This window comes from Aminobacter sp. UC22_36 (assembly GCF_044056035.1).
GTDB lineage: Bacteria > Pseudomonadota > Alphaproteobacteria > Rhizobiales > Rhizobiaceae > Aminobacter.
Window position 1 is genome coordinate 49,255 of sequence record NZ_CP171996.1, and the last position, 23,696, is coordinate 72,950.

Genomic DNA, 23,696 nt, shown 5'->3' on the forward strand with positions numbered 1-23,696 from the left:
ACTGGACCGACCGCTTTCAAGATGCTGAAAAGGATGCTTGAACGACCGGAATAAGGGCGCGTAGCTGCCTCTTAGAACGTAATGTATGAGAGGCACCTGCGACGGATATTTGTCTTTGGGTGATCAGCTCTTCGCGTCGTGTGAGGTGCCTATTTTCCATTCAAGGGACGAGCTAGCCGCACTCCAGGCCCACCACCGTTCTCCGGAATGAACTCAATACCAACGGCTTCGAAAGCGGCGCGAATGGCCTCGATCGTCGAGCTCTTCAACTGCTCGCCTCGCTCCAAACGCGCGACCGTGTCCGGCGAGACATCGGCATTTCGGGCGAGATCCCGCGTTCCCCATCCGAGCGCTGCGCGCGCCATCTTGCATTGAACTGCATTCATTTCGTAACAGAGATACGATTCTTGTTGATCTGTTTAGGCGGACGCATTATCGTACCCCTGATACGATTTTATCATTTCGTCGATAGCGGCTGCCGAAGGTGTGCAACCACCATCAGCAGCCTGACCATAACCTAAGCTGTTGAGGAGCTCGGATCATGGCTGATTCCGACCATAGCATGAGTTTGTCCGCCGTCACCCGGCGGATGGCGTTTGGTAGCGGCCTTGTTGCTGCAATGGGATGGGTCTTTCGAGATGCTGCATTGGCCTATGGAGCTGTGCCGCAGAATACGGCGACCGACCCGGCAGTGTTGCTCTGGCGAGACGTCAAGGCGGTACATTTGAGGGCCGAGCTGCTTTACCGCAGGATGCAAGAGCTGGAAGTTGAGCTTGCCGAGCGGGTCGATTTTCTTGGCACCGTGGTGAGCATCCCCGGCGGCGGCGATGTCTTTGTCTGTTCGAAGGAGGGACTCGACCGGCTTGTCGGCGATCGCACCGATTTGGCCGACCTGCGCGCCAGGGCGGAAGCTGAGCTCGACGCCGGACAAGCCCACTTCGATGCCGTCGCCAGTGAGATCGGCTATTTCGCGGGCCTCAAGGATGAGCAGGCCGCGTTCGCCCGGCTTGATGCTTTGCTGGAGGCGCTGTCGACAACAGAAGCGGCCTCACTCGCAGGTGTGGCCGGCAAGCTCGATGCGGTCATGCGCGAGGGCCAAGCTCGGAATGAGGGCCTGGCATTTCCATGGCCGCAAGTCCGCTCGGCCCGAGACGATCTGCTGCGGATAGGCCGCGAGATGCCTTCCGGAGCGTGTTTTCGCGAGTTCGGCCCGCCTTGTTAGGCCGACGGAGTCGGTCAAGGCCAACGCTTGGTTGGGAGCTGCGGCCTTGACCGGCTTTCATGTTGCCGATGGCCTCATCAACCAGAGTGTGCTCAACCAGCACTTGGTTGTCCCCTTCATGTCGATGATGGCTGGGCGCGTGCAAGGTGATATGCTGCCGGAAGCTTGTGGCTGTACCATCCATCGCAAGTATTTTCGCTACGCCAATCTATGCCAGGCTAAGCCAATGCTACGCATATCATCCCGATCATGCCCGATTCCGTCCAGATGCTTCTCTTGGGATGCCGGCCGTTCTGCGTCACTATCGACGTGCGGTGACAGTCTTCACCGGGCAGAAGGACGACATGGAGATGAAGGGCGGCAACTGCCAGGAACGAAGGCACACGGACCGGCTGACCGAGCCGGCACTGACACTCGCCCGGTGTGGCGATGGTCCCGATGCACGACTGATCGCGATCGTTCGCCTGCTCGCCCGTCGTGCGGCACGCACGGTCTACGAAGAGGAACGGAGGACGTGCCGCACGACACGCTCCTGAACCGTGCTCAGGAGGCCGCTCTATGAAGGTCGCCATCTACGCCCGCTACTCGTCGGACAATCAGCGCGACGCCTCGATCGCCGACCAGCTTCGCATTTGCCGCGTCCATGCCGAGAACCAGGGCTGGCAGGTAGTCGCCGAATATACCGACCACGCCATGTCAGGCGCCTCTCTGCTGCGTCCCGGCGTCCAGGCCCTGATCGCCGATGGCCTGCGCGGGCGCTTTGAGATCGTACTGGCCGAAGCGATGGATCGCCTCTCGCGCGACCAGGAAGATATCGCCGGCCTCTACAAGCGCATGGCTTATGGTGGCGTGAAGATCGTCACCCTGTCGGAGGGCGAAGTCACCCATCTGCATGTCGGCCTGAAAGGCACGATGAACGCGCTGTTCCTCAAGGATCTCGCCGACAAGACCCGGCGCGGCCAACGCGGCCGCGTCGAGCTGGGCAAGTCGGGCGGCGGCAATTGCTACGGCTATGATGTCGTCAAGAAGCTCGATGCCAATGGCGAGCCGGTGCGCGGCGACCGGACGATCAACCCGTTCGAAGCCGAGGTGATCCGCCGCATCTTCCGCGACTACGTCGCCGGCAAGTCGCCCAAGCGCATCGCCGTCGCGTTGAACAAGGACGGGATCCGCGCCCCAGGTGGCGGCGATTGGGGATTCAGCACCCTCAACGGCAGCGCCAGGCGCGGCAACGGCATCCTCAACAACGAGATGTACATCGGCAAGCTGATCTGGAACCGCCAGCGCTTCGTCAAGGACCCCGACACCGGCAAACGTCAGGCACGACCAAACCCGGAATCCGAATGGATCATCCAGCACGTGCCCGAGCTTCGCATTGTCCCTGAAGATCTGTGGGACGCGGCCAAGGCACGCCAGGTGACCCTCAAACTCACCCGAGGTGATGGCGGCGGGCGCGAGAACCATTTCCGCGACCGGCGGCGTCCCAGATATCTGTTTTCAGGGCTGACCAGATGCGGCAGCTGCGGGGGGCGGTTACGCGATGATCTCGGCCGATCTGCTCGGCTGTTCGACGGCGCGCAACAAAGGCACCTGCGACAACCGCAAAAACATCCGCCGCGACCGCCTCGAGCCGCGCGTGCTCAATGCCCTGCGCCACCACTTGATGGACCCGGCGCTGTTCAAGGCGTTCTGCGACGAGTTCACCCAGGAGATGAACCGCCTGCGTATGCAAGGACGAGCCTCGATCGACGCGGCTACTGCGGAGCTGAAGCGGATCGAGCGTGAGCTCGAAAAGATCATGGACCTCTATCTCAACGACGCCATGCCGATCGACATGGTGAAGGAACGGAGCGCCAAGCTCGAAAGCCGCAAGACCGAACTGAGCCGTTTCCTCGAAGGTGCCGAGGAGCCCCCCGCCCCTGCTGCATCCGAACATGGCGGCCCACTACCGGGTTCAGCTCGCCGAACTGCACGATGCCTTGCAGGAAGATTCCGAGTCCAAACGGATGACGGCGGCCAACATTGTCCGTTCGCTGGTGCAGGAGATCGTTCTGACGCCGGACAAGGACGAGCTGCAGATCGACGTACGTGGCGATCTGGCCGGGATCCTCGCGATATCCCTGAATACGCAAAAACCCGCCTTGAGGGCGGGTTTTTCGCAAGTTGAGTTGGTTGCGGGGACAGGATTTGAACCTGTGACCTTCAGCTTATGGTCCGCAGGACGAGGAGCTACCATCGCCAGGGAAGCGGAGCTTCCCGCCAGCGATAGAGCTCGTGGATTTGGAAGGTTTGGTTGCGGGGACAGGATTTGAACCTGTGACCTTCAGGTTATGGTCCGCAGGACGAGGAGCTACCATCGCCAGGGAAGCGGCGCTTTGCGCCAGCGATAGAGCTCGTGGATCTGGAAGGTTTGGTTGCGGGGACAGGATTTGAACCTGTGACCTTCAGGTTATGAGCCTGACGAGCTACCGGGCTGCTCCACCCCGCGCCACCATTATCGCAAGCTGTGCTTGCGGCAAGTTTTGGTCTTTCTCTTGAGATCATATGGGTGTTTGCCCGGATGATTTCGAGAGACTGCCAATGGAAAGGGCCGCTTGCGCGGCCCGTGTACCCTTTGGCGGGCCTTTTTTGCAAAGAGAAGATTTCAACGTGCGTTTGGCAGACCTGGCAGCGACTTACTCTCCCGCGTCTTGAGACGAAGTACCATCAGCGCTGGAGCGTTTCACGGCCGAGTTCGGAATGGGATCGGGTGCAGCCGCTCCGCCATAACCACCAGGTCGGCAAAACGCACGTTTTATCGAGAAGCTTTGTGTAGCGAGGAGCGTGGAGGGGCGTCGACAGTGGAACTGTTGGGGTGCCTCTCGTGGCTATTCGCTGGTCTTTATGTGCCTTTTCATCCTGCTTTTGGCAGTGTGACGATCCTTTTGGGATCGCACTGTGATGAGCATTAGGAATGAGAACGATCAAGCCTATCGAACTATTAGTACCGGTAAGCTTCATGCGTTGCCGCACTTCCACACCCGGCCTATCAACGTGGTCGTCTTCCACGGTTCTCAGGGAATACTCGTTTTAAGGTGGGTTTCCCGCTTAGATGCCTTCAGCGGTTATCCCGTCCGGATATAGCTACCCTGCTATGCGGCTGGCGCCACAACAGGTCCACCAGAGATCCGTCCATCCCGGTCCTCTCGTACTAGGGACAGATCCTTTCAATATTCCTACACCCACGGCAGATAGGGACCGAACTGTCTCACGACGTTCTGAACCCAACTCACGTACCGCTTTAAATGGCGAACAGCCATACCCTTGGGACCTGCTCCAGCCCCAGGATGCGATGAGTCGACATCGAGGTGCCAAACAACCCCGTCGATATGGACTCTTCGGGGGTCATCAGCCTGTTATCCCCGGCGTACCTTTTATCCGTTGAGCGATGGCCCTTCCACGCGGGACCACCGGATCACTATGACCGACTTTCGTCTCTGCTCGACTTGTCAGTCTCGCAGTCAGGCGGGCTTATGCCATTGCACTCGACGACCGATTTCCGACCGGTCTGAGCCCACCATCGCGCGCCTCCGTTACTCTTTAGGAGGCGACCGCCCCAGTCAAACTACCCACCATACATTGTCCCGGACCCGGATAACGGGCCGCGGTTAGACATCCATAGAGATAAGGGTGGTATTTCAAGGGTGGCTCCACCAAGGCTGGCGCCCTGGCTTCAAAGCCTACCACCTATCCTACACATGCCACTACGAATGCCAATGTAAAGCTATAGTAAAGGTGCACGGGGTCTTTCCGTCTAACCGCAGGAACCCCGCATCTTCACGGGGAATTCAATTTCACTGAAGTCTATGCTGGAGACAGCGGGGAAGTCGTTACGCCATTCGTGCAGGTCGGAACTTACCCGACAAGGAATTTCGCTACCTTAGGACCGTTATAGTTACGGCCGCCGTTTACTGGGGCTTCAGTTCAAAGCTTGCACCTCTCCCTTTAACCTTCCAGCACCGGGCAGGCGTCAGACCCTATACGTCGTCTTGCGACTTCGCAGAGCCCTGTGTTTTTGATAAACAGTCGCTACCCCCTGGTCTGTGCCACCCTCCACATGCTTGCGCATGAAAGGGTCACGCTTCTTCCGAAGTTACGCGTGCAATTTGCCGAGTTCCTTCAGCATAGTTCTCTCAAGCGCCTTGGTATACTCTACCAGTCCACCAGTGTCGGTTTCGGGTACGGTCTATAATGGAGGAGCTATTTCCTGGAACCACTCCGCTGCAGGGATCAATCCAATAAGACCCCACAACATACGCGATCCGTCACTTCCTCCAGGCCCACGAATATTAACGTGGTTCCCATCGTCTACGCATTTCTGCCTCGACTTAGGGGCCGGCTAACCCTGCTCAGATTAGCTTTAAGCAGGAACCCTTGGACTTTCGGCGGGGGTGTCTCTCACACCCCTTACGTTACTCATGTCAGCATTCGCACTTCTGATACCTCCACGGCCCCTCACAGGTGCCGCTTCGTCAGCTTACAGAACGCTCCGCTACCGCTTGCAGCAAGCTGCAAACCCTAAGCTTCGGTGTATGGCTTTAGCCCCGGTACATTTTCGGCGCAAAGACCCTTATTTAGACCAGTGAGCTGTTACGCTTTCTTTAAATGATGGCTGCTTCTAAGCCAACATCCTGGTTGTTTTGGGATCCTCACATCCTTTCCCACTTAGCCATAACTTGGGGACCTTAGCTGTAGGTCAGGGTTGTTTCCCTTTTCACGACGGACGTTAGCACCCGCCGTGTGTCTGCCGACTAGTACTCCCAGGTATTCGGAGTTTGGTTAGGTTTGGTAAATCGGTGAGATCCCCTAGCCCATCCAGTGCTCTACCCCCTGGGGTATTCGGTCGACGCTCTACCTAAATAGATTTCGCGGAGAACCAGCTATTTCCGAGTTTGATTGGCCTTTCACCCCTAGCCACAAGTCATCCCGAACTATTGCAACAGTTATGGGTTCGGACCTCCAGTAAGTGTTACCTTACCTTCATCCTGCTCATGGCTAGATCACTCGGTTTCGGGTCTAATGCGACGAACTGAACGCCCTATTCAGACTCGCTTTCGCTGCGCCTACACCTACCGGCTTAAGCTTGCTCGTCACACTAAGTCGCTGACCCATTATACAAAAGGTACGATGTCACCATTTCAGGCTCCATCTGTTTGTAGGCAACCGGTTTCAGGTACTCTTTCACTCCCCTTGTCGGGGTGCTTTTCACCTTTCCCTCACGGTACTAGTTCGCTATCGGTCATGCACGAGTACTTAGGCTTGGATAGTGGTCTACCCATGTTCAGACAGGATTTCACGTGTCCCGCCTTACTCAAGGACGATTGATCGCATTACGCGTACGGGGCTGTCACCCACTATGGCCCTACTTTCCAGAAGGTTCCGCTTGTCTCTCAATCGCCACTGGCCTGGTCCGCGTTCGCTCGCCACTACTTGCGGAGTCTCGGTTGATGTCCTTTCCTACGGGTACTTAGATGTTTCAGTTCCCCGCGTTCGCCACTTTACCCCTATGTATTCAGGGTAAGTTACCTAATAACGATACTTGTAAACCACAACAGCCACCAAACTTGCGCCTGGCGACTGCTCTGATTTTACAAGTATCTTAGGTGGGTTTCCCCATTCGGAAATCATCGGATCAAAGGGTATTCGCACCTCCCCGACGCTTATCGCAGCGTATCACGTCCTTCATCGCCTGTGCATGCCAAGGCATCCACCAATTGCCCTTAAGACACTTGATCGTTCTCATTGCCAATGCCCATCATGATTTCTCACAACGTCATCGGCACAAAAAGACCAGCTTCTCGAGATCGGTCCGGGGGCAGCGGTTAGGCAAGCCCATCATATGCGGGAGATTGAGCGTCTCACCGCGACAAACCATCATCATCACCGCATGAACTCTTCCAACAAGGCATGGCAGCCTCATCTTCACAGCACACACTCCAACGACGGAGTCCGAACAAATCTTCTCTTTACAATGTCAAACAGAACAAGCGGCGCGCTCTTTGGGAGCGAACCACAAATCTTTTTTGAACGACTTTGGCGCTTTAAACACATCCTCTCGACAGCCAACCAGGAAGGTTGGTGGAGCCGGACGGGATCGAACCGACGACATCCTGCTTGCAAAGCAGGCGCTCTCCCAGCTGAGCTACGGCCCCTGATACCTATCAAAAGGAAGTGGTGGGCCTGGGAGGACTTGAACCTCCGACCTCACGCTTATCAAGCGCGCGCTCTAACCAACTGAGCTACAAGCCCTAAAGACCGCGCTCTGCCAGTAACAAGATGGGCGACCTCGAGGCAGAGCCTCGCAAGGCCGACCGGCCGTCGCGGCTCATGCCGCGCCCTCGCGGAGCGCCAGCAGCCCAAAGGGCTGCGATGCGGCGCGCGAGCGCTGATCCAAAGTCATTCACGAAGAAAGAGAAACGAAGGCGGCAGACCCGCTTAAGGTATGCGCGACGGTAAGAGTGACTCTCTTCCGTCTTGTTCCAAGAGAACCGAAAGGCAGAGGCTTAACGAGTAAGCGTTTCCATTAGGGCTCTTCCTTAGAAAGGAGGTGATCCAGCCGCAGGTTCCCCTACGGCTACCTTGTTACGACTTCACCCCAGTCGCTGACCCTACCGTGGTCGCCTGCTTCCCTTGCGGGTTGGCGCAGCGCCTTCGGGTAAAACCAACTCCCATGGTGTGACGGGCGGTGTGTACAAGGCCCGGGAACGTATTCACCGCAGCATGCTGATCTGCGATTACTAGCGATTCCAACTTCATGCACTCGAGTTGCAGAGTGCAATCCGAACTGAGATGGCTTTTGGAGATTAGCTCGACCTCGCGGTCTCGCTGCCCACTGTCACCACCATTGTAGCACGTGTGTAGCCCAGCCCGTAAGGGCCATGAGGACTTGACGTCATCTTCACCTTCCTCGCGGCTTATCACCGGCAGTCCCCTTAGAGTGCCCAACTTAATGATGGCAACTAAGGGCGAAGGTTGCGCTCGTTGCGGGACTTAACCCAACATCTCACGACACGAGCTGACGACAGCCATGCAGCACCTGTCACCGGTCCAGCCGAACTGAAGGGATCCATCTCTGGAAACCGCGACCGGGATGTCAAGGGCTGGTAAGGTTCTGCGCGTTGCTTCGAATTAAACCACATGCTCCACCGCTTGTGCGGCCCCCGTCAATTCCTTTGAGTTTTAATCTTGCGACCGTACTCCCCAGGCGGAGAGCTTAATGCGTTAGCTGCGCCACCGACAAGTAAACTTGCCGACGGCTAGCTCTCATAGTTTACGGCGTGGACTACCAGGGTATCTAATCCTGTTTTGCTCCCCACGCTTTCGCACCTCAGCGTCAGTATCGAGCCAGTGAGCCGCCTTCGCCACTGGTGTTCCTCCGAATATCTACGAATTTCACCTCTACACTCGGAATTCCACTCACCTCTCTCGAACTCGAGATTGCCAGTATTAGAGGCAGTTCCAGGGTTGAGCCCTGGGATTTCACCCCTAACTTAACAATCCGCCTACGTGCGCTTTACGCCCAGTAATTCCGAACAACGCTAGCCCCCTTCGTATTACCGCGGCTGCTGGCACGAAGTTAGCCGGGGCTTCTTCTCCGGTTACCGTCATTATCTTCACCGGTGAAAGAGCTTTACAACCCTAGGGCCTTCATCACTCACGCGGCATGGCTGGATCAGGCTTGCGCCCATTGTCCAATATTCCCCACTGCTGCCTCCCGTAGGAGTCTGGGCCGTGTCTCAGTCCCAGTGTGGCTGATCATCCTCTCAGACCAGCTATGGATCGTCGCCTTGGTAGGCCATTACCCCACCAACTAGCTAATCCAACGCGGGCTCATCCAACTCCGATAAATCTTTCTCCTATCGGACGTATACGGTATTAGCACAAGTTTCCCTGAGTTATTCCGTAGAGCTGGGTAGATTCCCACGCGTTACTCACCCGTCTGCCGCTCCCCTTGCGGGGCGCTCGACTTGCATGTGTTAAGCCTGCCGCCAGCGTTCGTTCTGAGCCAGGATCAAACTCTCAAGTTTTGAAACTTTGATTGGCTGAATAATCGAAGCCATAAGGCTTCAATCTGGTCACGCATTTGAATTGACGAGAACATTCACACCTAGACAAAATCATCTTGCGACAATCTCGTCCTGGTAGACTTATTCTCTCAAAAACGTGTCCGCCAAAGTCTCGTTCGAACATCTCAACCCCTGGCGGGATTGAGCGTTCAGCAGGACTCTGCCGCCCACGTTTCTCTTTCTTCAATATTCAATTGTCAAAGAACAGACATCACTGGACGCAATGTCGGGGCCTGGCCGCTTTCGCCTTCAGACCCAGTCGAGTGTCGCTCACGCGGCTCTCTTGAATTCGTTCAACAAGGACTTCTCTGAAATCCATCCCCAAAGAACCAGGTTCCTTGGGAGCAAACTCCGGGGCCGCCAGCGGCGCGCCGCCCTCGTTGTTGAGGCGTATATAGTCGCCGCCCCTCCAAACTGTCAACGACCTTTTCCAACTTTTGCGAATTTTTTGCGACAGATACCCCAACGCTCAACCACAACCCATAAAGACCCTAGGGAAGGGAACTAAGAGCCTACACAATCTGCCCACGCTCCAGAGCATTCGCGCACCGCCGACCGCAATCAATGCGCGAAATCAACAGCTTGAACGATCCAACAGCGCGAAACCACAACGCGAATCCCTTCTCCAATCCATCCGAAAGAGTTTAGCCAACCGAGAAATATTCGCAGCAACGCTGCATCCCAGGTGATTCAGCGCTGATTCACAGCGACAAGCCGCCGGGACGTGATTCACCCAGCGCCAAAGCCGCCTGGCGTTGGCGTGGTGATAATCACCGCTTCGCCCGCCTCGAGCTCCGTCTGGTCGCACGCCCTGAGGACATCGATTGACCCGTCATTGCGGCGGACCTTGGTCGAACCCTTCTGGCCTTCGCCACCGCCGTCCAGTCCCAATGGCGGACGCGAGCGGTGCGACGACAGGATCGAGCACTCCATCCTTTCAAGGAAGCGGATGGTACGGCGGGTGCCGTCACCGGCGTTCCACTTGCCCTTGCCGCCCGAGCCTTCACGGATGTGGAAGTCTTCGAGCAGAACCGGGAAGCGCAGTTCCAGAATCTCGGGGTCGGTCAGGCGCGAATTGGTCATATGGGTATGCACCCCCGATGTGCCGGCAAAACCCTTGCCGTCATTCATGCGACCAGCCGGCGAGCCGGAGCAGATCGTCTCGTAATATTGATAGGTGGCATTGCCGAAGGTCAGGTTGTTCATCGTGCCCTGGGCGTTGGCGAGCGCGCCCATGGCGCCGAAGATGGCGTTGGTGACGTGCTGCGAGGTCTCGACATTGCCGGCGACGACGGCGGCCGGATAGGTCGGCTTCAGCATCGATCCATCAGGGATGATGATGTTGATCGGCCTGAGGCAGCCGGCATTCATCGGGATCAGGTCTTCGACCATGACGCGGAAGGCATAAAGCACGGCGGCGCGCGCGACCGGCTCCGGCGCGTTGAAATTGTTCTTCATCACAGGCGAGGTACCGGTGAAGTCGACTGTCGCCTCGCGCTTGTCGCGGTCGACAGTGATCCTGACCTTGATCACCTGGCCGGTGTCGGTGGGGTATTCATATTCGGAGCTGTCAGGCAGGCGTTCGAGTACACGGCGAACGCTCTCGGCGGCATTGTCCTGGACGTGGCCCATATAGGCCTCGACGACATCAAGCCCGAAATGGCCGATCATCTTCTTCAGCTCGGCAACGCCCTTTTCATTGGCGGCAATCTGAGCCTTGAGGTCGGCAATGTTCTGGTGCGGGTTGCGCGCGGGATATGGATGGTCGGTCAAGAGCCGGTGCAGTTCGGCCTCGCGGAATTTTCCGCGCGCAACGAGTCGGAAGTTGTCGAACAAGACGCCTTCCTCGTCGACCGACGTTGCCAGCGGCGTCATCGAGCCGGGTGCCGTGCCGCCGACATCGGCATGGTGGCCGCGCGCCGCGACATAAAAAAGAATGTCCTTTGCCGCGTCATCGAAGACCGGCGTCACGACAGTGATGTCGGGCAGGTGCGTGCCGCCATTATAAGGTGCGTTGAGTGCAAAGACGTCACCGGGGTGGATGTCGCCATCGTTGAGCCGGATGATCGTTTCGACCGAACGGTCCATCGAACCGAGATGCACCGGCATGTGCGGCGCGTTGGCGACCAGCGCACCGGTGCGGTCGAAAACGGCGCAGGAGAAATCGAGCCGCTCCTTGATGTTGACCGAATAGGCGGTGTTCTGAAGCGTCACGCCCATCTGCTCGGCGATCGACATGAACAAATTGTTGAAGACCTCGAGCATCACCGGGTCGGCCGCCGTGCCAACAGCGGCGCGGCGCTGCTTTTTCTCAGCGCGCCGCATCAACACATGGTCGCGGGCGGTGATCTCAGCTTGCCAGCCCGGCTCGACCACGATCGTCTGGTGGCTCTCTATGATGAGAGCGGGACCTGCAACCTTGTGGCCGGGCTTCATGTCGGCGCGGCGGAAGACGCCGGCATCATGCCAGGCGCCGTCAGCGTAGATGTGCCGCTGCTCGATTGGCGTGGCGGGGCGTTCGTCGAGCTTGGCGTCGTTTTCGCTCAAACCGCGTTCGGCACTGTCGCGGCCTTCCAGCGCCACCGCCTCGACGACCATCGGCTTGTCTTTATATATGAAGCCGAATTGTGCCTTGTGTGCCGTCTCGAAAGCAGCTTTCGCGTCGACGATCGAACCATGTTCGAAACCGACAGGCAAAGCGGTGTCGGTGCCGTCGTAGCGGACATGCAGGATCGGCCGGACAATGACGTCGGGCTCATCGATGGCCTGGCCGGCAAGTTCGACCATGACCTGGGTGCGCAGGCTTTCGATCAGCGCTCCAATCTCCTCCAGCGATTCCTCGGCCAGCGGCTTGAGCAGCGCCTGCTGGCGCGAGGCAAAAACCGACGCCAGCCCGATGCCATAGGCCGACAGCAGGCCGGAGAAGGGATGGATCAGCACCGCCTCCATGCCAAGTGCGTCGGCAACGAGGCACGCGTGCTGGCCACCGGCGCCGCCAAAACAGTTGAGCAGATATTCGGTGACATCGTAGCCGCGCTGGACCGAGATCTTCTTGATGGCGTTGGCCATGTTTTCGACGGCAATGGTGATGAAACCCTCGGCCACCGCCTCTGGCGTGCGGCTGTCGCCGATCTCGCGGGCAAGGGCTTCAAATTTCTGGCGCACGACCCCGGCATCAAGCGGCTGGTCCTGGACGGGGCCGAAGATCGGCGGGAAGAAATCGGGCTGCAGCTTGCCGAGCATGACATTGGCGTCGGTGACGGCGAGTGGCCCACCGCGGCGGTAGCAGGCGGGGCCAGGATTGGCGCCGGCGGAATCGGGCCCGGCGCTGAAGCGGCCGGCCTCGAAATGCAGCACCGAGCCACCGCCGGCGGCAACCGTGTGGATGCGCATCATCGGCGCGCGGATGCGCACGCCGGCGACTTCGGTGTCGAAGGCACGCTCGTATTCGCCGTCATAATGCGCGACGTCGGTCGAGGTGCCGCCCATGTCGAAGCCGATGACCTTGTCGAAGCCAGCGAGTTTTGCCGTTTCGACCATGCCGACAACGCCGCCGGCCGGGCCGGACAACAAGGCGTCCTTGCCCTGGAACAGGTCGGCGGCAGTGAGCCCGCCCGAGGACATCATGAACTTCAAGCGGGGTTTTTCACCCTCCCCCTTGTGGGGAGGGTCGGCACGCAGAGCCGGGGTGGGGGTAGACCCCGTCGCACCGTCGTCACCCCCACCCCGTCCGGCTTCGCCGTCCGACCCTCCCCACAAGGGGGAGGGTGAAGCGCCCAGCTGCCCTGCCACCTGCTGCACATACCGCGACAGGATCGGCGAGAGATAAGCATCGACGACAGTCGTATCGCCGCGGCCGACCAGCTTGACCAGCGGCGAAACCTCATGGCTGACGGAGACCTGGCCGAAACCGCACTTGCGGCAGACGGCGGCGACGGCGCGCTCGTGCTCGGGAAATTTCCACGCATGCATGAAGACGATGGCTACCGCATCGATGCCTTCGGCCTTTGCCTGCAGCAGCATCGGCTTCAGCTCGGCGATGTCGAGCAGCCGTTCGACACAGCCGTCGACGCGCACGCGCTCATCGACCTCGACGACACGCTCATAGATCTGTTCGGGAAGGATGATCTCCTTGGCGAAAATGTCGGGCCGCGCCTGATAGGCGATGCGCAACGCGTCGCGGAAGCCCTTGGTAATGAGGAGAAGCACACGGTCGCCCTTGCGCTCCAAAAGCGCGTTGGTGGCAACCGTCGTGCCCATGCGGATGTCGCCGATGCTGCCGGCGGGAATGGCTGCGTCCGGCGCCAGCCCGAGCAGGTCGCGTATGCCCTGGATGGCGGCGTCGCGATAGGCCTCGGGATTTTCCGACAAAAGCTTTCGCGGGTGGAGGCCTCCGTCCGGGTCGCGGCCGATGACGTCGGTGAAGGTGCCGCCACGGTCGACCCAGAAATCCCACTTGCCCGACATGACCCTCTCCCAACTTGCGGTCGCGACATTGCGCGCCGCTTGTTGGGAGGAAGCGGCAGGCCTGCCGCGCCGTCAAGAGAAGAAAACCCGGTTACTTGGATCAGGCATCCTGTTCGTAGAGAACCACCATCAGCGCCTTGGCCAGTTCCGTACTTGTGTTGCTGATCTCATGGCCGACGTCGGCGCGGTAGCGTGCGGTTTCGCCAGTCTTCAGTGCCTGGCGGCCATGCTCGGTTTCCACGCAAAGGCCATCGGTATGGGCGGTCAGGTGCTCGAAGGTGCCGGGGGCGTGCGGGGCGCTCTGCAGCTTGCAGCCGGGCGCGATCTCGACCTCATACCATTCGACGCGACCGGCAAGCGCCGGCGGGCTCAGGATACGCAGGCGCCAGGCGCCCTCGGGACTCTTGATCTCGGGCGTCAGCGCCAGGCTGACGAGGTCGATGGCGTCAGTCTTCTTCTGATGGGTAATGCCGCCGGCGATCAACTGGGCGAAGTCGATGCCGAGCGCCTGGGTCAGCGACCATAAAACAGCGAAGGTCGGGTTGGCCTCGCCACGCTCGATCTGCGACAGCATCGAGCGCGAAACGCCCGAAATCGCCGCAAGCCGGTCGAGCGTCAGGTGGCGCTCCTTGCGTTCCTTCTGGATCACCGGGCCGATCTTCGGCGCGTCATTCAGTTCCATGTCGCCTCCCCCAAAAGCGGCACACTGATAGCATTGGCTTTGCCGTACTGCGAGGCATTTGCGATTGCCGCGCTGGCACAAGTGAATTCCACTAGACTTGACACTATATCCGATATATCGGAATTTCCACCTTAACGGAATGGCGAGACCATGAGCCAAGATTTCCTTTCCCACATATCGAGCGTTCTCCAGGGTATCGAGGCTGACGGTCTCTACAAACGCGAGCGCGAAATCACTGGCCCGCAGTCGGGCCGCATCAAGGTGAAGGGTCCGGCCGGCGAACGCCAGATGGTCAATCTCTGCGCCAACAACTATCTCGGCCTCGCCGACAATGCGGCGATCCGCGATGCCGCCAAGCAGGCGCTCGACGCCTACGGCTTCGGCATGGCCTCGGTGCGCTTCATCTGCGGCACCCAGGACCTGCACCGCGAGCTCGAACACGCCATCGCAGACTATCTCGGCAAGGACGACGCGATCCTGTTTGCCGCCTGCTTCGACGCCAATGGCGGCCTGTTCGAAACCCTGCTTGGCCCCGACGACGCGATCATCTCCGACAGCCTGAACCACGCCTCGATCATCGACGGCGTTCGTCTCAGCAAGGCCCGGCGCTATCGTTACGCCCAGGGCGACATGAACGACCTCGAAGCTCAGCTCAAGAAGGCGGAAGCCGAGGGCAAGGGCTTCAAGCTGATCGTCACCGACGGCGTGTTCTCGATGGACGGCCATGTCGCCAAGCTCAAGGACATCTGCGAACTGGCCGACCGCTTCGGCGCGATCGTTGCGGTCGATGATTGCCACGCCACCGGCCATCTCGGCGACAAAGGTCGCGGCACGCCTGCTCTCACCGGCGCCGGTGACCGTGTCGACATCGTCACCGGTACCTTCGGCAAGACGCTGGGCGGCGCAATGGGCGGCTTCATTGCCGCCGCACAGCCGATCATCGACCTGCTGCGCCAGCGTGCCCGGCCATATCTGTTCTCCAACTCGCTGGCGCCGGCCGTTGCCGCGGGGTCGCTGAAGGCCATCGAGATCGCACGCGAGGCCGACGATTTGCGTGCCAAGCTTGCCAGCCACACCACCCGTTTCCGCGAAGGCATGTCGAACGCGGGCTTTACGCTTCTGCCCGGCGAGACGCCGATCATTCCGGTGATGCTGGGCGACGCGGTGCTGGCGCAGCGCATGGCCAAGGCGCTCGACGAACGCGGCATCTATGTCGCCGGCTTCTTCTATCCGGTCGTCCCGCAAGGCAAGGCACGCATCCGCACCCAGATGTCGGCTGCCCTCGACGACGCGGATATCACCTTTGCCATCGACGCCTTTGCCGACGCCGGCAAGACGCTCGGCATCATCTGACATTCAGGAGTTTCCCCATGCGCGCACTCGTCAAGGCCAAGGCCGAGCCCGGCATCTGGATGGAAGAACGCCCCGTGCCAGAGGTCGGCCCGGATGACGTGCTGATCAAGGTCAACAAGACAGGCATCTGCGGCACTGACATCCACATCTACAAGTGGGACGAATGGGCGGCAAAGACGGTGCCGGTGCCGATGATCACCGGCCATGAATATGCCGGCGAGATCGTCGAGCTGGGCGCGCATGTGCGCGGCTTCAAGGTCGGCCAGCGCGTTTCGGGCGAAGGCCACGTCATCGGCATGCGCAGCCGCGCCAGCCGCGCCGGACGCTACCATCTCGATCCCGAGACGCAGGGCATCGGCGTCAACCTGCCCGGCGCCTTCGCCGAATATGTTCGCATCCCCGCCTTCAACGTGGTGCCGCTGCCCGATTCGATCGACGACGAACTCGGCGCGATCCTCGACCCGCTTGGCAACGCCGTGCACACGGCATTGTCCTTCGACGTTGCCGGCGAAGACGTGCTGATCACCGGCGCCGGTCCGATCGGCATCATGGGCGCGGCCGTGGCACGCCATTGCGGCGCGCGTCATGTCGTCATCACCGACGTCAACCCCAAGCGCCTCGAACTGGCCACCCAAGTGGCTGATGTGACCCCGGTCAATGTCGCCCAGGAAGAACTGCGCGACGCCATGGGCCGGCTCGGCATGCGCGAAGGCTTCGACGTCGGCTTCGAGATGAGCGGTTCGCCCGCCGCCTTCGAGCAGTTGCTCGACCACACACTGATGGGTGGCCGCATCGCGCTGCTCGGCGTGCCGGCCAAGCCCTTCCCCATCGATCTCGCCAAGATCGTGTTCAAGATGATCACGCTCAAGGGCATCTATGGCCGCGAGATGTTCGAGACCTGGCACAAGATGCTGGCGATGCTCGAAAGCGGGCTCGACATCCGCAAGGTCATCACCAGCCGCATGAAAGCCGACGACTACCAGGCCGCCTTCCACAATGCCGCCAACGGCGAAGCCGGCAAGATCGTGCTGGAGTGGTAGGTTTTTCCAGTCACGTTTGAATGAAGAGGCCGCGCTCACAGCGCGGCCTTTCGTTTTCGGGCCGTTCCGGCGTGATTGGACCGCTGTCGTGGAAATGCCCCCTCTCCGCCGCGCCTCAGAAACAGAAAACCCGCGGAAGCTGCCTTCCGCGGGTTTTCTTTTGGCAGTCGATGAACCGGCTTACGCCGCCTTTTTCAGCGGCAGACCAAGCTCCTCGCAGATGCCCCTGACATGGGCGGCGCTGTCCTTGATGTAGGCGACAGTCTCGTCATAGTGGTAATTCTTCACCGCCCAGTCGGCGAAGCTTGCGCGGTCCATGACCTCGCCGCGGGCGATGCGGCCGGCATATTCCTGCACCATCTTGAGATAAGCGGCATATTCCTCGACGCTCAGGTCGGGGTGACCCTCAAGCCATTTCGGATCGGCGATCTCGATGATCATCTTGGGCGGATTGCGCGGCCGGTCGGAGAAGGATTCGTAGTTTTCGATCGACAGGTTCACGTCGGGATTGGCTTCGGCAATGATCGGCATGATTTCGCGGAAATCGACGACGCCGCCACCGCAGGGGCGCATCTGGAAATCGAGCACGTCGCCGTCATAAGCGATAAGCGCGTCCTTGATATGGGTCTGGCGGACATAGGGCGCGACGCGCTTGGCCGCCCAGACCGGGTGTTCGGCACGCTGCAGGACGTTCGCCGTGTCAAAGACAATGCCAGTCGTGTCGGGTCCGACTTCCTCGACGAGGCGGACCAACTCGAAGGAGGTGATCTCCTCATGGGTCTCGAGGTTCATGTGGATGCCGAGGTCGCGGGCGATCGGCGCCAGCTTCTTGAGAAAACGCGCGGTGGCGTCGAGTTGCTCGCGCCAGGTGACATCGGTGCGGAAGCGGTCATAGGCGAAACGGCCGGTATAGGCCGGCTTGTAATTGGCGGTCGCCACCCACAATTCGCGGCAGTCGATGGCGGCGCAGGCCTCCATCATGCGGCGAAAGCCGAGCACGATGTCGCCGTTGCCGATCAGGCGAAGCTCGGGCGCCTCCGGCGTGGCGTAGGGATTGACCTTGCCGAGGCCGGTTTCGAGATACATGCCGAGCTCGTTGGCGCGCTGCTTGATTTCACCGAGGTAGCCGGCGTCGAGCGTCGGGCTCATGTCGAGCACCGTGCGGAAGAACAGGCCTTCCATGCCCAGTTCTCTGGCATGATCGAAGCTGGCCACCGGGCCGCGCTTGACGGCTTCGGGAATCTTGCGGCCGTCGACACCGATACGCATCGGCAGTCTCCTTATTCTCTATGTCAGTTGGCAGGTTCGAGGCGACGCGCGGCGCGGCGGGCGCGGCCGACAACGGGGTCGGGAACGGGCACGGCAGCAAGCAGCGACTGGGTGTAGGCATTTTGCGGTCGGTCGAAGATCTCTTCGCGCGTGCCCTGCTCCACCACGACGCCCTTGTGCAGCACCACGATCTTTTCGCAGAGGTGACGAACTACGGCGAGGTCGTGGGCAACGAAGACGATGGCAAGGTTCAGCTTCTTTTGCATGTCCTGCAAAAGGTTGATGACCTGCGCCTGGACCGAGACGTCGAGGGCGGCCACCGGCTCGTCGCAGACGAGGATGCGCGGGCGAATGACCAGCGCGCGGGCAATGGCGACGCGCTGGCGCTGACCGCCGGAAAAGGAGCGCGTGTAGCGGTCCATGTCATTGGGGTTGAGGCCGACCATCTCCATCATCTCGGCGACACGCGCGCGCCGTGCGGCGGCGGTCGGCTCGAGCTTGTGGATCAGGATGCCCTCGCCGATCAGCTCTTCCACCGTCATGCGCGGGTTGAGGCTGCCATAGGGGTCCTGGAAGACCATCTGCACTTCGCGGCGGAAGCGCCTGAGCTCCTCGCCCTTGGCATGCACGACGTCGATGCCGTCATACGTGATGGCGCCTTCTTCCGGCTTGATCAAAGCCAGCATGCATTTGGCGATGGTCGACTTGCCGGAGCCCGACTCGCCGACCAGGCCGATGGCCTCGCCATCGTCGACGTTGATCGACACGTCGTGCAGCACCTTGGCCGGAGGATTGGGGAAGGCGTGGTAAGACTTGCTGATGCGGTCGATGGACATAAGCATGGTCAGACACCCTTCCCATCGTGGAGGTGGCAGGCAACGCGCGTCATGCCGATCGGCAGCAGCGCCGGCAGCTGCTTGTCGCAGCGGTCGAAACGCTTGTCGCAGCGGGGGTGGAACGGACAGCCACTTGGCCGAGCCAAGGGTGGCGGCGGGGCGCCTGGTATGGCGTAGAGCTGGTGCAGATCCTGGTCGATGCGCGGCACGGCCTTGATCAGCCCCTGTGTATAGGGATGGCTCGGCTTGGCAAAAACACTGCCGACCTCACCATCCTCGACGATGCGGCCGGAATACATGACCATCACCCGCTCGGCGAACCCGGCGACGACGCCGAGATCATGGGTGATGAAAAGTACCGCCAGTCCGCGCCGGGTCGACACATCGTCGAGCAGGTCGAGCACCTGATCCTGGACGCGCACATCAAGTGCAGTCGTCGGCTCGTCGGCGATCAGCAGGCGCGGTTCGCCGATCAGCGCCATGGCCAACACAACGCGCTGACGCATGCCGCCGGAGAATTCGTGCGGATAAGAATCCAGCCGTTCGACGGCGCGGTCAACGCCCAATTCGTCCAGCACGGCCAGCGCACGCTTGCGCGCCTCGGCCTTGCCGACACCACGAATGCGCAGCGTCTCGGCGACCTGGTCGCCGATCGTCATCAGCGGATCGAGGAAACTCATCGGGTCCTGGAAGACCATGGCGATGGAGTTGCCGCGATGCTTGTTCATTTCGCGGTCAGACAGCTTGAGCAGGTCGGTGCCGTCAAAATCGACACTGCCCGACAGCTTCGCCAGGCGGTCGAGGCGCATCAGCGCGCGCGCCGTCAGCGACTTGCCAGAGCCTGACTCGCCGACAAGCGCGACGCGCTCGCCGACGCCAATAGTGAAGTCGATATTGTCGACGATGCGGACGCTTGAACCACTGCGCCCCAGCGGCATGTCGACGGTCAATTTGTCGACGGTGATCAGAGGAGCGCGGACCGGGATCACGGAAGCCTCGTCAGGCAAGGGATGCACTGTCTTCATCTCAGTTCCCCCTCAAGGACGGGTCGCGGCGGACCTGGATGATGTCGCCCAGAAGGCCAAAGGCGATCGAGGTAATGGCGACAGCGGCACCAGGCGCGACGACCGTCCACCATGCAGTGGAGACATAGCCACGCGCGCTGGCGATAGTGGCGCCCCACTCGGCACTTGGCGGCTGGGCGCCGACGCCGATGAACGACAGGCTCGCCAGCACCAGCACCGTGGTGCCGATGTCGCCGGCCCATTTGACGATCAGGACGTCGAGCGAATTGGGCAGAACATGCTTGGTCATCAGCCGCCATTTCGACACGCCGAGTACCTGGGCGCCGGCAACGAAAGGCGATTCCATGGTCTGGCGCATGATGCCGCGCAGCATGCGGGCGGTGATCGGCCAGCCGGTGATGGCCATGGCGATGACGGCCGAGCGCAGGCTGGCGCCCATGGCGGCGGCAAAGCCGAGCGCCACGATCATGCCCGGCAGGGCCAGGCCGATGTCGGTGACGCGCATCAGCGCCTCGTCGAGCCAGCGCGGACCAGCCGCGGCAACGGTGGCGATTGTGACGCCGATCAGCGAATAGAGCGTCACCACCAGGAAGGCCGAGAGCAGCGTCGTCTGGGCGCCGACGAGCAGCCGCCAGAACACGTCGCGGCCCTGATCGTCGGTGCCGAACCAGTTGGCGGCACTTGGCGGCATCAGCGAGTTGGCGATGTCGGAATTGTAGATGCTGTCGGGTGCGAAAAGCGGGCCAAGCAAGGCGATGGCGAGCAGCGCGATGACCAGTGTGAAGACGGAAATCTCGAAGGCCGAGAAGCCGTCCTTGCGCCGGGTTGCCGGCTGGGCGATGGCAGGGGCGGTCATTGGCTTCGGCTCCCCAGTTGAGCAGCACGGATGCGCGGATCGACCAGCAGCTGCATGATGTCGACGATGAGATTGACGAGGCAGACCACCGTGCCGATGAACATCACCGAGCCCAGCACCGCAAAAGCGTCCTTCTGGGCGACCGCGTTGAACATGTAGGCGCCGATGCCCTGGCGGGCGAAGACGGTCTCGACCAGCACGGCCGAGCCGATCATCGCGCCGGCCTGGGTGCCCGAAAGCGTCAGCACCGGATTGAGGCTGTTGGGCAAAGCGTGGCGCACCAGCATGTGGCGGGCGGTGGCGCCCTTGGCGCGGACAGCCATGATGAAGTCCGAGCGCAAAACCCCGAGCAGCGAGGCGCGCAAGGTGCGAAAGATCTGCGTTGCGAACAGCGCCGCAAGCACCGCCGCTGGCAGGATGATGTGGTGGAGGGTGTCGAAGAAGCCGGCAATGTTGCCGGCCATCAGCGCATCGAGCGTCGGCGCGCCGGTCAAGACCGGCGAGGCCATGCCATAGCCCTGCTGGCCCGAGATCGGCACCACGCGCCAGACGCTGCCGAGCAGATATTGAAGCACCAGAGCCAGCCAGAAGGCGGGCATGCCGCCGAGCATGACGGCAGTGATGCGGCTGACATTGTCGAAGATGCCGCCCTGGCGGTAGGCCGCGATGATGCCCACCGGAATGGCGACCGCCAGGTTGAGCAGCATGGCGATGACAACAAGCTCGAGCGTGCTGGGAAGCACCTTTTCGAGATCGGACAGCACCGGCTGCAGCGTGACGATGGAGGTGCCCAGGTCGCCGCGCAACAGGCGACCCAGGAAGCTGATATATTGCATGATGACAGGGGCATCGAGCCCCAGCCTCTCACGTACCGCCTCGATCTGTGCGGCGGAAGCGTCGGCGCCGGCGGCCATCTGGGCCTCGTCGCCGGGCATCAGCTTGATCATCAGGAAGACCAGCGATGCCAGCCCCCAAAGGGTCAAAAGTGTCAGGCCCAGGCGCCTGGACAGAAACCAGGAATAGGCGCGAAACGCGAGCATCTCAGACCTCGCTTACGGCTTGGCGAGCCGGAAGTCCGCCGGCTCGGCGGGCGTGGCGAGCATGCTGGCCTTGAGGTCTGCAAGCGTGCCGACACGGTAGGCGGCTGGCTTGTAGACACCATACATGTCAACCATGACGGAGTCATTGTCGAGAATGGTCTGGACCTGCTTGTAGAGGTCGCAACGCTTGGCGTCGTCGGCGGTGGCAAGCGCTTCGTCGAGCAGCTTGTCGACCTCCGGGTTGGCATAGCCGGTGCGGTTGGTGCCGATGGCGTCCGATTTGTAGCCCTTGACCAGCATGATGCCGGCATCCGGGAACTGGGCGAAGTCTTCGAGCAGCATCATCTGCGGGATCGAGTTCGTATCCTTCAGGCTGGCCAGGTAGTTCGGGAAGGCGATGGGCTCGAGCTCGAGCTCCACGCCGATCTCGCGCAGGTTGGACTGGAACAGCGTCGCTTCCTGCTTCTGCAGTTCGAACACCGGCTGGAAATTCATCTTGAGCTTCAGGTTGGCGGCACCCGCTTCGGCGAGCATCGCCTTGGCGGCTTCGAGATCGCGCTTTACCTCGGGCAACTCAGGGCGGCAGTCGAGACGGGCTGGTAGCGGGCCATTGGCGATCTTGCCGTTGCCGCCGCGGATGCCGCGCAGGCCGCCGGCATAGTCGTAGACCATGCGCAGCGCCTTGCGCACCTTGGGATCGGCGGTCGGGCCGACCTTGGTGTTGAACAGCACCTCGGTCTGGTAGCTGGTGTTGATCGGCACCACCTTGAGCGCCGGGTCGGTGGCCATGGCGGCGGCGTCGCGGTCGGCGAAGCCGAAGGCGACATCGATGTTGCCGGCGCGCAGTTCGTCGCGGCGCGTCGAGCTTTCGTCGATGCGGCGGAAGACGATCGATTCGGGACGGCCTGCTTCAGCGGCCCAGTAGCCCGGGAAGAGGTCGATCACAACGGCCTGCGACTGGTCGCCAAGCACATAGGCACCAGAACCGGCATCATGCGCCTGTAGCCAGCCCTGGCCGTCATCGGCACCCTTGTTGGCTTCGACCACCGCCGAATTGAGGATGTAGACCTTGCTCAGTGACGGCAGGAACAGCGTGTTGGGCTTGGAAAGATTGATGGTGAGGTGCGTATCGTCGGTCACCTCAGTCGATTCATAACCACCGATCAGCGACGCGACACCGGTGCCGAGGCGCTTCAGGCGGTCGAGCGTGTAAGCGACATCCTTGGCGGTCAGCGTCGTGCCGTCATGGAACTTCACATCGGGGCGAAGCGTGAAGGTGATCGACTTGGCGTCGTTTGAATAGGCGTATTCGGTAGCAAGCGAACCGACCAGCTTGGTGTCGTCATAAGTCACCAGCGTATCGTAGACGGCGCTGATGATGGTGTTGGTCTGGTTGTAGTCGGCGCGCAGCGGGTCGAGGGTGTTGATCTGGCCACCGAGGCCAACAATGATCGTGTGCTGGCGATCCGCGGCAAATGCCGCCTGACCACCGAAACCGACCGAAATCGCCAGTGCAGCGCCGCCAACGGTCGCCAGAAACTGCCGCCGGCTGTGCGACAGCGCGGAGAAGGCCGAGAAGAAAGCATGCATGATTGTCGCTCCCATATGCTGAATTAACTCTGCCTTTTCGCAAAGGCACTCCCATCTCTTTTGTATCCGATTTTTCCGCCAGTGGATACATAAATGTTACGTTGCGAATGCGCGCGCCACGACCGACGCGCCTGGCAAAAAGTCCATTTCAAAACAATGAATTAATCCAAATAATCTGGACAGTGACAACCGCCCCGGTAAAAAATTCCTG

General features: G+C 60.6%; 15 protein-coding genes, 3 tRNA genes and 3 rRNA genes. 6 read left to right on the forward strand and 15 right to left on the reverse strand.

Going from position 1 to position 23,696, the window contains the following annotated elements:
* Nucleotides 1–149: 149 nt before the first annotated feature.
* Nucleotides 150–386, reverse strand: coding sequence for a multiprotein-bridging factor 1 family protein (locus ACHMW7_RS03205; RefSeq protein ID WP_395448937.1), 237 nt, complete (start codon nt 384–386; stop codon nt 150–152).
* A 155-nt stretch (nt 387–541) separates the two neighbouring features.
* Between ACHMW7_RS03205 and ACHMW7_RS03210 the strand changes: the two genes are divergently transcribed.
* The 4 genes from ACHMW7_RS03210 (at nt 542) to ACHMW7_RS03225 (ending at nt 3,534) form a co-directional block, all read left to right on the forward strand.
* Nucleotides 542–1,222, forward strand: a complete 681-nt coding sequence (locus ACHMW7_RS03210) for a hypothetical protein (protein ID WP_395448938.1) — start codon at nt 542–544, stop codon at nt 1,220–1,222.
* A gap of 281 nt (nt 1,223–1,503) precedes the next feature.
* Nucleotides 1,504–1,758 carry a hypothetical protein gene (locus tag ACHMW7_RS03215; RefSeq protein ID WP_395448939.1) on the forward strand — a complete coding sequence of 85 codons (255 nt, stop codon included), beginning with the start codon at nt 1,504–1,506 and terminating at the stop codon, nt 1,756–1,758.
* Between the two features lie 22 nt (nt 1,759–1,780).
* Nucleotides 1,781–3,007 carry a recombinase family protein gene (locus ACHMW7_RS03220; RefSeq protein WP_395448940.1) on the forward strand — a complete coding sequence of 409 codons (1,227 nt, stop codon included), beginning with the start codon at nt 1,781–1,783 and terminating at the stop codon, nt 3,005–3,007.
* A 149-nt stretch (nt 3,008–3,156) separates the two neighbouring features.
* Nucleotides 3,157–3,534 (forward strand): hypothetical protein, encoded by a 378-nt coding sequence (locus tag ACHMW7_RS03225; RefSeq protein WP_395448941.1) that lies wholly within the window; start codon nt 3,157–3,159, stop codon nt 3,532–3,534.
* Between the two features lie 99 nt (nt 3,535–3,633).
* Here ACHMW7_RS03225 and ACHMW7_RS03230 read toward each other — a convergent pair.
* From ACHMW7_RS03230 to ACHMW7_RS03265, 8 genes are all read right to left on the reverse strand, one after another.
* Nucleotides 3,634–3,710, reverse strand: a tRNA-Met gene (locus ACHMW7_RS03230).
* A gap of 174 nt (nt 3,711–3,884) precedes the next feature.
* Nucleotides 3,885–3,999 (reverse strand): 5S ribosomal RNA (rrf, locus tag ACHMW7_RS03235).
* 182 nt (nt 4,000–4,181) lie between these two features.
* Nucleotides 4,182–6,996 (reverse strand): 23S ribosomal RNA (locus ACHMW7_RS03240).
* A 341-nt stretch (nt 6,997–7,337) separates the two neighbouring features.
* Nucleotides 7,338–7,413 (reverse strand) — tRNA-Ala (locus ACHMW7_RS03245).
* A 20-nt stretch (nt 7,414–7,433) separates the two neighbouring features.
* Nucleotides 7,434–7,510, reverse strand: a tRNA-Ile gene (locus ACHMW7_RS03250).
* A gap of 291 nt (nt 7,511–7,801) precedes the next feature.
* Nucleotides 7,802–9,288: ribosomal RNA gene (locus ACHMW7_RS03255) — 16S ribosomal RNA — on the reverse strand.
* The 16S, 23S and 5S rRNA genes sit together here with 3 tRNA genes alongside, the layout of an rRNA operon.
* 768 nt (nt 9,289–10,056) lie before the next feature.
* Nucleotides 10,057–13,794, reverse strand: a complete 3,738-nt coding sequence (locus ACHMW7_RS03260) for a hydantoinase B/oxoprolinase family protein (RefSeq protein WP_395448942.1) — start codon at nt 13,792–13,794, stop codon at nt 10,057–10,059.
* Between the two features lie 100 nt (nt 13,795–13,894).
* Complete coding sequence (locus ACHMW7_RS03265; RefSeq protein WP_395448943.1) at nt 13,895–14,476, reverse strand: helix-turn-helix domain-containing protein; 582 nt, start codon at nt 14,474–14,476, stop codon at nt 13,895–13,897.
* Between the two features lie 150 nt (nt 14,477–14,626).
* Between ACHMW7_RS03265 and ACHMW7_RS03270 the strand changes: the two genes are divergently transcribed.
* Nucleotides 14,627–15,829: a glycine C-acetyltransferase gene (locus ACHMW7_RS03270; RefSeq protein ID WP_395448944.1), complete on the forward strand. Its 1,203-nt coding sequence runs from the start codon at nt 14,627–14,629 to the stop codon at nt 15,827–15,829.
* A gap of 17 nt (nt 15,830–15,846) precedes the next feature.
* Complete coding sequence (gene tdh, locus ACHMW7_RS03275) at nt 15,847–16,869, forward strand: L-threonine 3-dehydrogenase (RefSeq protein ID WP_395448945.1); 1,023 nt, start codon at nt 15,847–15,849, stop codon at nt 16,867–16,869.
* A gap of 180 nt (nt 16,870–17,049) precedes the next feature.
* On the opposite strand, the gene ACHMW7_RS03280 is transcribed toward tdh, so the two are convergent.
* The 6 genes from ACHMW7_RS03280 to ACHMW7_RS03305 are packed head-to-tail and all read right to left on the reverse strand — an operon-like array spanning nt 17,050 to nt 23,485.
* Entirely contained in the window at nt 17,050–18,138 is a 1,089-nt protein-coding gene (locus ACHMW7_RS03280; RefSeq protein ID WP_395448946.1) for a sugar phosphate isomerase/epimerase family protein, read from the reverse strand.
* A gap of 23 nt (nt 18,139–18,161) precedes the next feature.
* Nucleotides 18,162–18,980 carry an ATP-binding cassette domain-containing protein gene (locus tag ACHMW7_RS03285; protein ID WP_395448947.1) on the reverse strand — a complete coding sequence of 273 codons (819 nt, stop codon included), beginning with the start codon at nt 18,978–18,980 and terminating at the stop codon, nt 18,162–18,164.
* Between the two features lie 2 nt (nt 18,981–18,982).
* On the reverse strand, nt 18,983–19,999 hold the full coding sequence (locus ACHMW7_RS03290; protein ID WP_395448948.1) for an ABC transporter ATP-binding protein: 1,017 nt from the start codon (nt 19,997–19,999) through the stop codon (nt 18,983–18,985).
* Between the two features lies 1 nt (nt 20,000).
* On the reverse strand, nt 20,001–20,855 hold the full coding sequence (locus ACHMW7_RS03295; RefSeq protein WP_395448949.1) for an ABC transporter permease: 855 nt from the start codon (nt 20,853–20,855) through the stop codon (nt 20,001–20,003).
* Entirely contained in the window at nt 20,852–21,895 is a 1,044-nt protein-coding gene (locus tag ACHMW7_RS03300) for an ABC transporter permease (RefSeq protein WP_395448950.1), read from the reverse strand. The genes ACHMW7_RS03295 and ACHMW7_RS03300 overlap by 4 nt, the downstream gene beginning before the upstream one ends.
* Before the next feature lie 12 nt (nt 21,896–21,907).
* Nucleotides 21,908–23,485: an ABC transporter substrate-binding protein gene (locus ACHMW7_RS03305; protein WP_395448951.1), complete on the reverse strand. Its 1,578-nt coding sequence runs from the start codon at nt 23,483–23,485 to the stop codon at nt 21,908–21,910.
* Nucleotides 23,486–23,696 lie beyond the last annotated feature (211 nt).

What these genes read in the sequence shown, in the direction of transcription:
- ACHMW7_RS03300 (WP_395448950.1), bottom strand. Translation starts at nt 21,895, where the DNA reads ATGCTCGCGTTTCGCGCCTATTCCTGGTTTCTGTCCAGGCGCCTGGGC.
- ACHMW7_RS03285 (WP_395448947.1), bottom strand. Translation starts at nt 18,980, where the DNA reads ATGCTTATGTCCATCGACCGCATCAGCAAGTCTTACCACGCCTTCCCC.
- ACHMW7_RS03280 (WP_395448946.1), bottom strand. Translation starts at nt 18,138, where the DNA reads ATGCGTATCGGTGTCGACGGCCGCAAGATTCCCGAAGCCGTCAAGCGC.
- ACHMW7_RS03225 (WP_395448941.1), top strand. Translation starts at nt 3,157, where the DNA reads ATGGCGGCCCACTACCGGGTTCAGCTCGCCGAACTGCACGATGCCTTG.
- tdh (WP_395448945.1), top strand. Translation starts at nt 15,847, where the DNA reads ATGCGCGCACTCGTCAAGGCCAAGGCCGAGCCCGGCATCTGGATGGAA.
- ACHMW7_RS03270 (WP_395448944.1), top strand. Translation starts at nt 14,627, where the DNA reads ATGAGCCAAGATTTCCTTTCCCACATATCGAGCGTTCTCCAGGGTATC.
- ACHMW7_RS03265 (WP_395448943.1), bottom strand. Translation starts at nt 14,476, where the DNA reads ATGGAACTGAATGACGCGCCGAAGATCGGCCCGGTGATCCAGAAGGAA.
- ACHMW7_RS03295 (WP_395448949.1), bottom strand. Translation starts at nt 20,855, where the DNA reads ATGACCGCCCCTGCCATCGCCCAGCCGGCAACCCGGCGCAAGGACGGC.
- ACHMW7_RS03215 (WP_395448939.1), top strand. Translation starts at nt 1,504, where the DNA reads ATGCCGGCCGTTCTGCGTCACTATCGACGTGCGGTGACAGTCTTCACC.
- ACHMW7_RS03220 (WP_395448940.1), top strand. Translation starts at nt 1,781, where the DNA reads ATGAAGGTCGCCATCTACGCCCGCTACTCGTCGGACAATCAGCGCGAC.
- ACHMW7_RS03210 (WP_395448938.1), top strand. Translation starts at nt 542, where the DNA reads ATGGCTGATTCCGACCATAGCATGAGTTTGTCCGCCGTCACCCGGCGG.
- ACHMW7_RS03305 (WP_395448951.1), bottom strand. Translation starts at nt 23,485, where the DNA reads ATGCATGCTTTCTTCTCGGCCTTCTCCGCGCTGTCGCACAGCCGGCGG.
- ACHMW7_RS03205 (WP_395448937.1), bottom strand. Translation starts at nt 386, where the DNA reads ATGAATGCAGTTCAATGCAAGATGGCGCGCGCAGCGCTCGGATGGGGA.
- ACHMW7_RS03290 (WP_395448948.1), bottom strand. Translation starts at nt 19,999, where the DNA reads ATGAAGACAGTGCATCCCTTGCCTGACGAGGCTTCCGTGATCCCGGTC.
- ACHMW7_RS03260 (WP_395448942.1), bottom strand. Translation starts at nt 13,794, where the DNA reads ATGTCGGGCAAGTGGGATTTCTGGGTCGACCGTGGCGGCACCTTCACC.